Annotated in this window: 8 protein-coding genes; all 8 read left to right on the forward strand. The window is 67.9% G+C overall.

The genetic code is table 11. The features are described from left to right. The first annotated feature begins 47 nt into the window (after nucleotides 1-47). The 8 genes from HUN08_RS00625 to HUN08_RS00660 all read left to right on the forward strand — a co-directional run bounded on the left by HUN08_RS00625 (nucleotide 48) and on the right by HUN08_RS00660 (nucleotide 13,851). Nucleotides 48-584, forward strand: a complete 537-nt coding sequence (locus tag HUN08_RS00625; protein WP_301546816.1) for a DUF732 domain-containing protein — start codon at nucleotides 48-50, stop codon at nucleotides 582-584. A 6-nt stretch (nucleotides 585-590) separates the two neighbouring features. Continuing rightward, nucleotides 591-1,550, forward strand: a complete 960-nt coding sequence (locus tag HUN08_RS00630) for a cutinase family protein (RefSeq protein ID WP_124246025.1) — start codon at nucleotides 591-593, stop codon at nucleotides 1,548-1,550. A 106-nt stretch (nucleotides 1,551-1,656) separates the two neighbouring features. Beyond that, complete coding sequence (locus tag HUN08_RS00635; protein ID WP_124246024.1) at nucleotides 1,657-2,628, forward strand: LLM class F420-dependent oxidoreductase; 972 nt, start codon at nucleotides 1,657-1,659, stop codon at nucleotides 2,626-2,628. A 212-nt stretch (nucleotides 2,629-2,840) separates the two neighbouring features. Beyond that, complete coding sequence (gene fadD32 / locus HUN08_RS00640) at nucleotides 2,841-4,748, forward strand: long-chain-fatty-acid--AMP ligase FadD32 (RefSeq protein WP_124246023.1); 1,908 nt, start codon at nucleotides 2,841-2,843, stop codon at nucleotides 4,746-4,748. Nucleotides 4,749-4,759: 11 nt separating this feature from the next. Further along, complete coding sequence (gene pks13, locus HUN08_RS00645) at nucleotides 4,760-10,159, forward strand: polyketide synthase Pks13 (RefSeq protein ID WP_124246022.1); 5,400 nt, start codon at nucleotides 4,760-4,762, stop codon at nucleotides 10,157-10,159. After that, the gene (locus HUN08_RS00650) at nucleotides 10,156-11,706 is read left to right on the forward strand and encodes an acyl-CoA carboxylase subunit beta (protein WP_124246021.1); all 1,551 of its coding nucleotides are present in this window, start codon (nucleotides 10,156-10,158) and stop codon (nucleotides 11,704-11,706) included. The genes pks13 and HUN08_RS00650 overlap by 4 nt, the downstream gene beginning before the upstream one ends. A 124-nt stretch (nucleotides 11,707-11,830) precedes the next feature. Then, entirely contained in the window at nucleotides 11,831-12,469 is a 639-nt protein-coding gene (locus HUN08_RS18275) for a hypothetical protein (RefSeq protein ID WP_301546817.1), read from the forward strand. Nucleotides 12,470-12,552: 83 nt separating this feature from the next. Then, nucleotides 12,553-13,851, forward strand: coding sequence for an MFS transporter (locus HUN08_RS00660; protein WP_124246020.1), 1,299 nt, complete (start codon nucleotides 12,553-12,555; stop codon nucleotides 13,849-13,851). Nucleotide 13,852: the final 1 nt, after the last annotated feature.

The raw sequence follows: 13,852 nt of genomic DNA on the forward strand, positions 1-13,852 counted from the left end.
GCAGGTAACCTGGGCGATTGAGAATCCCGGGATTTGGCATAGCGAAAGTGGGAAATGTGAACGGGTGGCAGCGAGTCGCACTCGCCGCATCTGCGGCGGCGTTGGTCGCGGGCGTGTGCTCTGGATGCGGTGGCGACGATTCGACGGCGTCGGCACCGATCACCGGTGCGCAGGTGACGACGACGCATTTCGAGTCGCCCGCGATCGACCCGCCGTCGGGCACCGACACCGCCAAGCCGGGTATGCCGGCGACGGCGCCGAATCCGTCGACGACCCAGCCCAGCGACTTCCCCGGTTCGAAGACGCCGGCGTCCAGCCCGAAGACCACGCAGCCGATCAGCAGCAAGGCCCAGCGCTACCTGGACGCGCTCAAGCGCGAGAAGGTCACCATCATGGGTGACAGCGACGACACCATCGCCCTGACCATGGCCCAGTTCGTCTGCGACCAGCGCGGCAAGAACGGCGATCCGACGTCGATGAAGGCTTTCGTCGTCGCGGCCGTCGGTCCCGGCGAGAAGACTGTCGAGCAGGCAAACATCAAGGCGGACAAGGTTATTCGGGCCGCCCAAGAGAATTACTGCTGATCTGAGATGAGTAAGAACCGCGGCCGGGTGCGCCGTTGGCTGCTGCTAGCGCTCCTGTTGATCGTGATCATCGCGATCATCCTGTGGGTGATGCGGGCGTGCGCGCCGAAGCGGCCCGGTCCGCCGCCGACCCCGCCTCCACCGCAGCGGCCGACGGCCCAGGCGGCCGATTGCCCCGACGTCGAGGTCGTGGTCGTCCCGGGGACGTGGGAGTCCAGGGCGAACGACGACCCCTTCCAGCCGAGGGCCAACCCGAAGTCGCTGATGCTGCGGGTCTCCTCGGCGTTGAGCGACAAGTACCCGGCCAGCCGGGCGCGGATCTACACGATCCCGTACACGGCCGAGTTCCGGAACCCGACAAACCTGACCGATCGGCAGGCCGACTACGACGTGTCCCGGCGCCAGGGGTACGCGCGCACCGCCGGGCACATCACCACGCTGCACAAGCGCTGCCCGATCACCTCCTTCGTGATCATGGGCTTCTCCCAGGGCGCGGTGATCGGCGGCGACGTGGCGAGCATCATCGGCAACGGGCGCGGCGTCCTCGACGCGGACTACGAGGACCTCGTCCGCGGCGTCGGGCTGATCGCCGACGGTCGTCGGCTCGCCGACCAGCAGACCAACATCGGGCCCAATCCGCCCGGGGTCGGCGCCGAAGTCGCACTCGGCGCATTCCACAACCTGGTGCCGGGTATCACCATGAACGGGCAACGCGTCGACGGATTCGGCACGCTGCGCGACCGCGTGGCGGAGATCTGCGCCCCCGGCGACCTCATCTGCGATTCGCCGACGATCGCCAACCCGCTGCGCGCGGTGGGGCAGCTCGTCAACGCCGCGCACAACCCGATTCATGCGATGTATGCCACACCGAAGTATTGGCAGCTCAACGGTGCGACGGCGACACAATGGATGTACGCATGGGCCGTGCGCACCATCGATGCGTCCCCACACCCAAAACACTTCTGATCTGCGATTCCCAGTTCACTATCCGGCACATTTGGCCGGTCGGTGGACTCCCGCGTACCGTATCGTCGGTTAAGTTTGTGTACGCGATTCCCAGGAGTGGTAGCGGATGACCCGGAAGTTCCGTTTCGGTGCGGGTGGTGAGGGCAATAAGGAAGAGGGCGGCGCGCGCAAGTTCGTCCAACTCGCCCAAACGGCCGAGGAGTACGGCTTCGACGTCTTCGCCATCCCCGATCACCTGGGCAACCAGGTCGGCCCGCTCGCCGCGCTCGGCGCGCTGACGCAGGCGACGAGCACGATCCGCCTCGGCACCTCGGTGCTCGCCAACGGATTCCGGCACCCGGCGATCCTCGCCAAGGAGGCCACCACCATCGACGTCCTGTCGAAGGGGCGGCTGGAGCTGGGCATCGGCGCCGGATGGATGAAGGACGAGTTCGACAAGGCCGGGATCGAGTTCGAGTCGCCCGGAAAACGCATCCGCCGACTCGACGAGGCGCTGACGATTCTCGACGGGCTGATGCGCGGCGAGACCGTCGACTTCGACGGCGAGTTCTACCAGATCAAGGGCCTCGAAGGCAGCCCCCGACCGCGTCAGGGCCCGCGCCCGCCGATCGCCGTCGGCGGCGGCGGCCCCAAGATGCTGGCATTGGCCGCGAAGCACGCCGACATCATCTCCGTCGCCCCGGGCACGACGCCGGACGGCAAGATGAAGCTCTCCGACATGACCCTGGACAAGACGGCCGCCCGCGTGGACCGCATCCGCGAAGCGGCCGGCGACCGGTTCGACGACATCGAGCTGAACTGGACCATCGCCGTCATCGTCATCACCGACGACCGGGAGGCCACCGCGGAGATGGCCCTCAAGGCCCTCGCGCAGGGTTACCCCCCCAACATCGAGCGCGACTGCGAGTTCACCGTCGACGACGTCCTGAACTCGCCGTATATCGCGATCGGCTCCTTCGAGCAGATCGCCGACCAGATCCGCAACGTGCGCGAACGGACGTCCATGTCCTTCGTCGGGGTCTTCCCGACGCAGATGGATGCGTTCGCACCGATAATTCCGATTCTTAAGGGAGAGTAAGATAGCCGGAGATCCGCACCCGACCGGCAGACCGCGGAACCCTGCGGCGCTGCTGGTCGTACTGCGTGATAGACCGGGGACCGATCTCGAACCGACCTGACCGACTTCCCCAGCCCGGGCGTCACGATCCAACCGATCGTCGTCGCCGTATGGCCACGGGACCGACCAAGCGCCGCCCCGCCGATCGGGAGGCATCCCCCAGGAGTGAACGAATGCTGAACACCGAGTTTGAACAGTTCCTCGACGAGGAAGGCAACCTCTCCTTCAACGAGGAGGCGACCCTCGTCGACTACGTCGAGCGCAACGTTCGCGACCAGGCCGACACCCTGGCGTACCGCTTCGTCGACTACTCCCGTGAACGCGACGGGGAGTACCAGGATCTGACTTGGTCGCAGTTCGGCAAGCGCCTGCGCGCCGTCGCCGCCCGTCTGCAGCAGGTCACCAAGCACGGCGACCGCGTCGCGATCCTGGCCCCGCAGTCGCTGGAGTACGTGATCGGCTTCTTCGCGGCGCTGTACGCGAGCAATATCGCGGTGCCGCTGTTCTCGCCCGACGAGCCCGGCCACACCGACCGCCTGCACGCCGTCCTCGACGACTGCAAGCCGACGGCCATCCTGACCTCCACCAAGTCGGCCGAGGCCGTCCGAGACTTCTTCGCCGACCGCCCGGCCAAGGAGCGCCCGCGCGTCATCGCCGTCGACGCGGTGCCCGACTCGGTCGGATCCACCTGGGTCGCCCCGGTCGCCGGCAAGGACCACAACAAGGACACCGTCGCCTACCTGCAGTACACCTCGGGCAGTACGCGCGTCCCGGCCGGCGTGGAGATCACCTACCTCGCCGTCGCCGCGAACGCCCTGCAGATCTACGACACCATCGAGATCGACCTCAACTCCCGCGGCGTGACCTGGCTGCCGATGTTCCACGACATGGGCCTGATCACGGTGATCCTCCCCGCGCTCGGCGGAAAGTTCATCACGATCATGAGCCCGGCGGCCTTCGTGCGCCGCCCGAGCCGCTGGATCAAGGAACTCGCCGCCCACACCGACGGTGCGGGCACCTTCGCGGCGGCCCCCAACTTCGCCTTCGAGCACGCCGCCGCCCGCGGGTTGCCGAAGGACGGCGAGGAACTCGACCTGTCCAACGTCATCGGCCTGATCAACGGCTCGGAGCCGGTCACGGTCAGCTCGATGAAGAAGTTCAACGACGCCTTCGCCCCGTACGGCCTGCCGAAGACCGCGATCAAGCCCTGTTACGGCATGGCCGAGGCCACCCTCTTCGTCTCCGCCACCGCGCGTGAGAACGAGGCCAAGATCATCTACGTCGACCGCGAGGACCTCAACGCCGGGCACCTCACCGTCGTCGACGAGGATGCGCCCAACGCCGTCGCGCAGGTCTCCTGCGGCCAGGTCGCGATGAGCCAGTGGGCCGTCATCGTCGACCCGGAAACCGGTGCCGAGCGCGCCGACGGGGACATCGGCGAGATCTGGCTGCACGGCCTCAACATCGGCAAGGGCTACTGGAACAAGGTCGACGAGACCGAGGCGACCTTCCACAACAAGCTGCGCAAGCCCCTGGAGTCGGGCAGCCACGCCGAGGGCACCGAGCCCGACGACATGTGGATGGCCACCGGCGACTACGGCGTCTGGCTCGACGGCGAGCTGTACATCACCGGTCGCGTGAAGGACCTCGTCATCGTCGACGGTCGCAACCACTACCCGCAGGACCTGGAGTTCAGCGCGCAGGAGGCCAGCACGGCCCTGCGCCCCGGCTTCGTCGCCGCGTTCTCCGTCCCGGCCAACGAGTTGCCGCAGGTGGTCTTCGACAACGCCGCGAGCGGCCTGAAGTTCGATGCCGACGACGCCGCCGAGCAGTTGGTGATCGTCGCCGAGCGCGGCCCGGGCAAGCGCACCGACCCGCAGGAGGTCGCCGACACCGTCCGCACCGCGATCGCCTCGCGTCACGGAGTGATGGTCCGCGACGTGCTGCTGGTCCCGGCCGGATCGATCCCGCGTACGTCGAGCGGCAAGATCGCCCGTCGTGCGACGAAGGCGGCCTATGTCGACGGCACGCTGCGTGGTGGTTACCAGCAGACCGCGTTCCCGGATGCGCCCGACCAGTAGGCTGGGCTGCGATGTCTGAATTGAATAACGCCGGCGACGGCGAGTCGACCACTGCCCCCGATGCCACCGGCACCGACGGGGAGACCATCGGCGACCTCACCGTCGCCGAACTCCGCGATTGGCTCCGTGAGTGGGTGTCGCAGGCGACGGGTATGCCCGTCGACCAGATCTCCGAAGACCGCCCGATGGAAGAGTTCGGGTTGTCCTCGCGCGACGCGGTCGCCCTGGGCGGCGACATCGAGGACAAGACCGGGGTGGTGCTGACGGCGACCGTCGTCTACAACCACCCGACGATCGCCTCGTTGGCCAAGCGCATCATCGAGGGCGACCCCGACGAGCACCTGCACGAGGTGGACGCCTTCTGGGAGCGCGAGCGCAACCCGGACGACGACATCGCGATCGTCGGTTTCTCCACCCGTTTCCCGAAGGCCGGTGAGACGCCGGAGTCGACGTGGGAGGCCCTCATCGAGGGGCGCGACGGCATCTCCGAGCTCCCCGACGACCGTTGGCTCGAGTTCAAGGCCGATCCGCGGATGCTGGAGGTGCTCGAGAAGCGCAACCTGCGCGGCGGCTACCTCGACAACGTGAAGGCCTTCGACGGCGACTTCTTCCAGATGAGTCCGCGCGAGGTCGAGATGGTCGACCCGCAGCAGCGCCTCGTGCTGGAGCTGACGTGGGAGGCGCTCGAACACGCCCACATCCCGCCGAGCGACCTCAAGGGCGGGCGCGTCGGCGTCTTCGTCGGCACCTCCACCAACGACTACCAGCTGCTCGCGGCGCTCGGCCTCGGCGAGGGCTCCGACGAGACGGCGGCCTACGCCCTGACCGGTACCGCCACCTCGATCATCGCCAACCGCACGTCGTACTTCTTCGACTTCCACGGCCCCTCGATCGCGGTCGACACGGCCTGCTCGTCGTCGCTGGTCTCGGTCCACCAGGCGGTGCAGAGCCTGCGCGACGGGGAATCCGACGTCGCCGTCGCCGGCGGCGTCAACATGATCCTCACCCCGGCCGCGACGGTCGGTTTCGACACCATCGGCGCCGTCGCCAAGGACGGCCACATCAAGGCCTTCTCGTCGGATGCCGACGGCATGGTGCGTTCCGAGGGCGGCGGCATGTTCGTCCTCAAGCGGATGGCCGACGCCCGCCGCGACGGTGACCAGGTCCTCGCCGTGATCGCCGGCTCGGCGGTGAACTCCGACGGCCGGTCCAACGGCATCTTCGCGCCGAACCCGGAGGCACAGGTCGAGGTGTTGCGCGACGCGTACACCGACGCCGCCATCGATCCGCGCACGGTCGACTACGTGGAGGCGCACGGCACCGGCACGATCCTGGGTGACCCGATCGAGGCCGACGCCCTCGGGCGCGTCGTCGGCAAGGGCCGTGAACTCGGCAAGCCGGCGCTGCTCGGCTCGGCCAAGACCAACTTCGGGCACATGGAGTCCGCCGCCGGTGCGGGTGCGCTGGCCAAGGTGGTGCTGTCGCTGACCAAGGACAAGCTGCCGGCCTCGCTGAACTACGCCGGGCCCAACCCGTACATCCAGTTCGAGGCCACGAGCCTCAAGGTCAACACCGAGGTCTCCGACTGGCCGCGCTACAGCGGGCACGCCATCGCCGGCGTCTCCGGCTTCGGCTTCGGCGGCACCAACGCGCACCTCGTCGTGCGCGAGGTCCTCGACAGCGATCTCCACCCGGCGCCGCCCGTCGTCGCCGACGATGAGGAAGCGGCCAACGCCGTCGTCCCGGCGGGGGTCGATGTCGACGATGACGACGACGAGGAGTTCCTGACCGAGGCCGAGCGCGCCGTCCTGGCCGCGCAGGCGAAGAAGGAAGAGGCCCCGACCGAGGAGGTCGAGGTCGATCCCGCCGACGGATTCGCCCCGTGCGCGGCCGAGGGAAGCGTCATCCCGCTCGTCGTCTCCGGATTCGTCTCCTCGCGTCGCCGCAAGGCGGCCGCCCGCCTGGTCGAATGGTTGGAGTCCGACGAAGGGCAGGCCACGCCGCTCGTCGACATCGGTCGCGCGCTGGCGCACCGCAACCACGGTCGCACCCGCAGCGTCGTCATGGCCCGCACCCACGAGGATGCGATCAAGGGCATGAAGGCGGTTGCCGAGGGCAAGAACAACCCGATCGTCTACACCGCCGACGCCCCCGACGCGGCGTCGGCCGTGTGGCTACTGTCCGGGTTCGGCTCGCAGCACCGCAAGATGGCCAAGCAGCTGTACCTGGAGAACCCGGTCTTCAAGAAGAACGTGGACCGCGTCGACGAGTACGTGCAGCGCGAGCTGGGCTACTCGATCGCCGAGATGTTCCTCGACGACGAGCAGACCTACGGCATCGAGACCAGCCAGGTCGGCATCTACACGATCCAGGTGGCGCTCGCCGACACCATGCGTCACTTCGGTGCGCAGCCCGGCGTGCTCGTCCCGCACTCGATGGGCGAGGCCTCGGCCGCCTACATCAGCGGCGGACTCTCGCTGGAGGACGCCACCCGCGTCATCTGCCAGCGATCGCGCCTGATGGGCGAGGGCGAGTCGATGCTGGAGGGCGACGACATCCGCCTCATGGCGCTCGTCGAGTACAGCGCCGAGGACATCGAGGGCGTTCTCGCCGATTTCCCCGACCTGGAGATCTGCGTCTACGCCGCACCCACGCACACCGTGATCGGTGGGCCGGAGCCGCAGGTCGACGCGATCGTCGCCCGCGCAGAGTCCGAGGGCAAGCTGGGCCGCAAACTGCAGACCAAGGGCGCGAGCCACACGTCGCAGATGGATCCCCTGCTCGGTGAGCTGGCCTACGAGCTGACCGGTATCGACCCGCAGCGCCCCACGGTCGGCTTCTACAGCTCGGTGGACCGCGAGACCTTCTACCGGGCGGGCCACGAGCCGGTCCACACCATCGACTACTTCCTCAAGGGGCTGCGCCACAGCGTGTGGTTCAGTCAGGCGATCGCGAAGTCGGTGGAGAACGGCCACCGGACCTTCGTCGAACTCTCGCCGAACCCGGCCGTGCTGATCTCCGTCGCCGCGGTCACCTTCAGCGCCGGATTGCACGACGCGGAGCTGGTGGAGACGCTCAAGCGCAAGGAGGACGAGAGCTACGGCCTCGTCAACGCGCTGATGAAGCTGTACGTCCACGGGCACCCCGTCGACGTGGCGTCGCTGTACGGGACCGGCGATTTCGCCGACATCCCGCGCACGCACTTCGACCGTCGCGACTATTGGCTCAAGGCCGAACTCGCCAGCGGTTCGGGTGCCGGGCGGGTTCCGGGCAGCCACGTCGCGCTGCCGGACGGCCGACACGCCTGGGAGGTCAACGCCTCCGCGGTCGACGATCCGCGAGCGCTCGTCGCGGCCGCCGCCTCGCAGGTCTTCGCCGACGCGACTGTCGGGGCCAGCGAAGCCCATGGCGACTTCCCGACGTCGGGCACCCTCACCACGACCCTGAGCCCGCACCCGGGCGGCGGATCGGTCTCGGTCTACGCCCCCGAGGGCAAGCAGTACCGATTGGTCTACGAGGCCGTCGTTTCCGGCTCCGGCGGTGGTCGAGAGTCGACCGACGGTGGTCGAGTGTCGACCGACGGTGGTCGAGTGCCGGGCGAGGCGCTAGCCGAGAACGGTGTATCGAGACCCGGTGAGCCGAAGTCGGAACGTACGCATGGAGCCGCCGCCTTCGCTGACGACAATGTGGTCATCGAGGACGAGGTCGTCGACAACATCGGTGACAAGTGGGACCCGGCGTCGGGTGAGAAGGTCGGCGACCGGCTCGCGGTCATCGTCGGCGAGTCGATGGGCTATGACCCGGAGGATCTGCCGCGCGAGGTCGCGCTGATCGAGCTGGGCCTGGACTCGTTGATGGCGGTGCGCATCAAGAACCGCGTCGAGTTCGAGTTCGACATCCCGCAGCTCCAGCTGCAGGCGATGCGGCAGGCGAGCCTGGCCGACGTCGAGAAGTTCGTCTCCTTCGCCGTCACCCACCGCGATCAGCTCGACATGCTGAACGAGAACGCGGCCGGCGAGGGCGAGCTCGATACCGCGGCCCTCAACGCCTACATCGACGAGACGCTGGCCAAGGAAAAGGCCGAGGGTATCGAGGCGAAGGCGACCAAGGCCGCGCCGACCGAGCCCAAGGAGTCGTCGACCGACGGCGAGGCGCCAGCTGATGGTGGTCGAGTGCCCGACGAGGCGCTAGCCGAGGCGAGCGTATCGAGACCAGGCGAGCCGAAGTCGGAAGCCGGCACGAAGACGAAGAAGCCGGAACCCGACGCCAAGCTCGACCTGACCAGCCAGGCGGCGGTGGCGGAGGCGGCCGGCTCGGACGTGCCGCCGCGTGATGCGGCCGAGCGCCTCACCTTCGGTGTGTACGCGCAGATCACCGGCAAGTCCGCGGGCGGCATCTTCAACAAGCTGCCGGTGCTCGACGAGGCCGTCGCGCAGAAGCTGACCGACAAGCTCAACGAGCGCACCGGCGGCGACGTCGACGTCGAGGACATCCTCGATGCGGAGACCATCGAGGAGATGTCGGAGTACGTCCGGCAGTACCTCGACGCGGGTGCGGCCACGGACGGGTTCCTGCGCTACCTGCGGCTGGTGCCGGATGGCAAGAAGTCCTACGACACCGCCAAGGGCGACCCGGTTCCGGTGCTGCTGTTCCACCCGGCTGGCGGCAACACGTCGGCCTACGAGGCACTGCTGAAGCGCCTGCCCGACGACCAGCCCGTCATCGGCTTCGACCGCGGCGTCGAAGGGTCGATCGAGGAGCGGGTCCGGGAGTACATGCCCAAGCTGCGCGAAGTGCAGCCGCACGGCCCGTACGTCCTGGTCGGCTGGTCCTTCGGCGGTGCGCTGGCCTACGGCGTGGCGCAGATCCTGCGCGAGGAGGGCGAGGAGGTCGCCTTCATCGGCTTGATCGACGTGGTCCGGCCGAAGGAGGATCTGGTCGAGACCCCCGATTCCAAGCGCGAGCGGTTGGAGCGGTGGAAAGACTTCGCCATCCGCAACTACGACCTCGATCCCGACGTGCCGATCCCGATGGACCGCCTCGTCGAGGCCGACGACGAGGGGCAGTTCGCGATCATCATGGAGATGATGGCGATGAGCAACACCAAGATTCCCGGCGGCATCATCGAGCACCAGCGGACGTCGTTCATCGAGAACCGGATCCTCGACCAGATCGAGCCGGCACCCTACGACGGCAAGGTGATCCTGTACCGCGCCGACCGTATGCACGACGGCGCTATCGAGCTGGAGCCCAAATGGGCCGAGATCGACGAGGACGGTCGCTGGAGCGAGGTCGTCGACGACCTCGAGATCGTCCACGTCGGCGGTGATCACCTGTCGATCGTGGACGAGCCGTTCATCAGCAAGATCGGCAAGGACCTGACCGGCCGTATGAAGGGACTCGGGTCATGAGCATGACGACGGCGCAGAAGCTGGCCGACCTCCGCGAGAAGCTGGAGGCCTCCAAGGAGCCCGGCGGCGACAAGGCGATCGCAAAGCGGGCGGCCAAGGGCATCGCCTCGCCGCGTGAGCGCCTCAACATGCTGTTCGACCCGGGGACCTTCGTCGAGACCGGCGCCCTGGTCAAGGCGCCCGGTGCGGGGGAGACGGGCTACGGCGACGGCGTCGTCACCGGCCACGGCCTGGTCAACGGGCGTCCGGTCGCCGCCTTCTCCCACGACCAGTCGGTCATGGGCGGCTCGGTCGGGGAGATGTTCGGCCGCAAGGTGTCCACGCTCATGGAGTTCGCCGCGCGGACCGGCTGCCCCGTCGTCGGCATCAACGACTCGGCCGGAGCGAGGATCCAGGACGCGGTCACCTCGCTCGCCTGGTACGCGGAGATGGGTCGGCGCAACGAATTGCTGTCGGGTCTCACCCCGCAGGTTTCGATCATCCTCGGCAAGTGCGCCGGCGGCGCGGTGTACACCCCGGCGAACACCGACATCCTCGTCGGCGTCGAGGACAAGAGCTACATGTTCGTGACCGGCCCGGACATCCTCAAGGCCGTCAACGGCGAGGACACCTCCGCCGAGGACCTCGGCAGCGCGCACAATCAGGCGCGATGGGGCAATATCCACCACGTCGCAGCCGACGAGAAGGCCGCGTTCGACTGGGTCCGCGAATACCTCGACTACATGCCGTCGACCTGTCACGAGAAGCCACCGGTGATCAACCCCGGTCTGGAGCCGGAGACCACCGAGAACGATCTGGCACTCAACGACTTCATGCCCGACAGCGACAACGCCGGGTACGACATGAAGGATCTGATCCTCCACCTGTTCGACGACGGCGCCTTCCACGAGATCGCCGAGCTGTTCGCACCCAACCTGATCACCGGGTTCGCCCGCGTCGACGGGCAGAGCGTCGGGATCGTCGCGAATCAGCCGAGCGTCATGGCCGGGACCCTGGACACCGACGCCTCGGAGAAGGCGACACGGTTCGTCCGCATCTGCAACGCCTTCAACATCCCGTTGGTCTTCCTGGTCGACACCCCGGGCATCCTGCCGGGCGTCGTGGAGGAGGCGAAGGGCACGATTCGCCGCTCGGGCAAGTTCCTCTACGCCTACGTCGAGGCCGACGTCCCCAAGATCACCGTGGTGCTGCGCAAGGCCTACGGCGGCGCGTACGCGGTGATGGGCTGCAAGCAGCTCGGCGCCGACCTCAACTTCGCGTGGCCGTCGGCGAAGATCGCGGTGATGGGCGCCGAGTCCGCCGCCGTGCTGCTGACGCGTCGGCAGACCGAGGGTCTCTCCGCACACGACGCGGACAAGGTGCGACGGGACTTCATCGACTTCTACAACGTGATGATGGCCAACCCGTATCTCGCGGCCGAGAAGGGCTACATCGACGCGGTGATCGAGCCGTCGCAGACGCGTCTGATGCTGCGCAAGGCGCTGGCCCAGCTGCGCGACAAGCAGGTCATCCGCGCCCCGCGCAAGCACTACCTGATGCCGATTTAGGGCCCGTCACCCGCGGCAGCGGCGATTCGGGCGAAAACCGGCATAGGGGGCAGGAGAGCCGATAGCGTCAAGAGACACGATGTCTTTTCGAGTGCTCCACAGCACTCGGCGCGGAAGGTGGCTCATGAAACGCATGATCGGTGTGCTGGCGGCAGTGGCCGCGAGCGGTCTGTTTCTTGTCGGATGCTCGTCGGACGGTGACACGGCGACATCGTCGTCGACGATCGCCTCTGCGCCCCGCCCGTCGAATGTCACTCCGGGGGACCCGGCCAAACCGCACCCGAAGTTTCACGGTTGGGATATCCACGGCAATCCGATCAACGGCGGTCCGGTCGGCGCCGACGGGTCCACCGGCAACAATCTGACGCACGAATACTGTGCGCGCCACCAGGATCCGGGATGCCCGGCGGGTAGCTATGTCGGACCCAATGCGCAGCGTGACCCGAAGGGCGGACCCGGGTACGTGCCGTGCGAGGGGACCATCTGTACCAACCCGAACCACGGCGCGGGAAATCCGCAGCCGGCGCCGCGGCAGAACCAGCAGCCGCCGCAGAACAACAACCGACAGGCCCCGCCCGAACCGGGCCAGAACAACTTCCGGGGCCCCAACGGGAATCAGGGCGGCAACGACGATCAACAGGGTCCGCCGGAGCCCGGCCAGAACGACTTCCAGGGCCCCAATGACGATCAGGGGCCGCCGGAGCCTGGTCAAGACAACTTCCAAGGGCCCGGCGGGGACCAAGGGTCCGATGACGACAACTGATTGACCGGGCGTAGTCCCTCGGCGTTGTCCGGGCCCGCCGAAATCCGGTGGTCGGCCCGTTCGGAATCGGGCATGCTCGTGCGATGAGCACCATCGCCCCGCAGCCCCAAGAACCGATGGTGCTGCCACGTGCGATGGCACCGTTCGCCCATCGCCAATACCGGTGGCTGGCCTACGGTCTCATCCTCTCGATGTTCGCCGACGGGGTGTGGGCCATCACCCTGGTCTGGCAGGTCATCGGGCTGGGCGGCAAACCGGTCCAGGTCTCCACCGCGACGGCTGCCGCCGCGGTGGGGATGGTCGTGTCGACCCTGGCCGGCGGCGTGCTCGCCGACCGTGTCTCGCAGCGCCGCATCGTCATCGCCCTCGAGGCGGCCAAAGCCCTCGTCTTCGGGGTCGTCGCCCTCGCGTCGCTCACCGGGCATCTGCGGCTCTGGCAGGTGATCGTGGCCGCGATGCTCGCGGGCGTCACCACCGGCATGTACTACCCGGCCTACTCGGCGATGCTGCCCTCCGTCCTGGCCCCGTCGGAGCTACAGGCGGCCAACGGCATCGAGGGCTTCTTCCGGCCGGTCGCCTATCAGGCGATCGGCCCGATGATCGCCGGTTGGGTCATCGCGGCCACCGCCCCCGGATACGCCGTGCTGCTCGCCGCGATCGCCTCCGTACTGGCCGGGTGCTGCTATCTGCGGATGCAGCCGGTACCACTGCGCCGCGACCCGGAAGCGTTGCGGGGCAACCCGATTCGCGGCGTGGTCAGGGATCTTGTCGAGGCATTCGGCTATCTCGTCCGCACGCCGTGGCTGTGGGCGACGCTGTGCTACTCGACGGTGCTGGTGCTCGCCACCCTCGGCCCGATCGAGGTGCTCATCCCCTTCCTGCTGCGCGAGCGGTTCGGCGGCAACGCCGCCGACCACGCCCTGGTGCTCGGCGCCTACGGCATCGGCGCGGCGCTGACCTCACTCGTCTTCGCGTCGCTCCCGATGCCGCGCAGGTACCTCACGGTCATGTTCGCGATCTGGGGGGTGTCCAGCCTGCCGCTGGTGCTGATGGGCGTCGGCAACGCGGTGTGGGTGATCGTCGTCGCCGGATTCGTCATGGGCGTGCTCTTCGACGGCCCGATGGTGCTGTGGGGCACCCTTCTGCAGCGACGGGTGCCGCCCGAACTGCTCGGCCGGGTGGCCAGCCTCGACTTCTTCGTGTCGATCGCGTTGATGCCCGTCTCGATGGCCATCGCCGCACCCGTCGGCCAGGCCTTGGGCCTCACGACGACCTTCGTCGCCGCCGGCCTGCTGCCGGTACCTATCGCGGTGGTGTTCTACCTCGCCGCACGCCTGTGGCGCGACGAGGTAGAACACCCGCTGACCGTCGAATCCGACTGAC

Origin of the sequence: Gordonia sp. X0973, from assembly GCF_013348785.1 — a bacterium.
GTDB lineage: Bacteria > Actinomycetota > Actinomycetes > Mycobacteriales > Mycobacteriaceae > Gordonia.

What these genes read in the sequence shown, in the direction of transcription:
- HUN08_RS00630 (WP_124246025.1), top strand. Translation starts at nt 591, where the DNA reads ATGAGTAAGAACCGCGGCCGGGTGCGCCGTTGGCTGCTGCTAGCGCTC.
- HUN08_RS00635 (WP_124246024.1), top strand. Translation starts at nt 1,657, where the DNA reads ATGACCCGGAAGTTCCGTTTCGGTGCGGGTGGTGAGGGCAATAAGGAA.
- HUN08_RS00650 (WP_124246021.1), top strand. Translation starts at nt 10,156, where the DNA reads ATGAGCATGACGACGGCGCAGAAGCTGGCCGACCTCCGCGAGAAGCTG.
- pks13 (WP_124246022.1), top strand. Translation starts at nt 4,760, where the DNA reads ATGTCTGAATTGAATAACGCCGGCGACGGCGAGTCGACCACTGCCCCC.
- HUN08_RS18275 (WP_301546817.1), top strand. Translation starts at nt 11,831, where the DNA reads ATGAAACGCATGATCGGTGTGCTGGCGGCAGTGGCCGCGAGCGGTCTG.
- HUN08_RS00660 (WP_124246020.1), top strand. Translation starts at nt 12,553, where the DNA reads ATGAGCACCATCGCCCCGCAGCCCCAAGAACCGATGGTGCTGCCACGT.
- fadD32 (WP_124246023.1), top strand. Translation starts at nt 2,841, where the DNA reads ATGCTGAACACCGAGTTTGAACAGTTCCTCGACGAGGAAGGCAACCTC.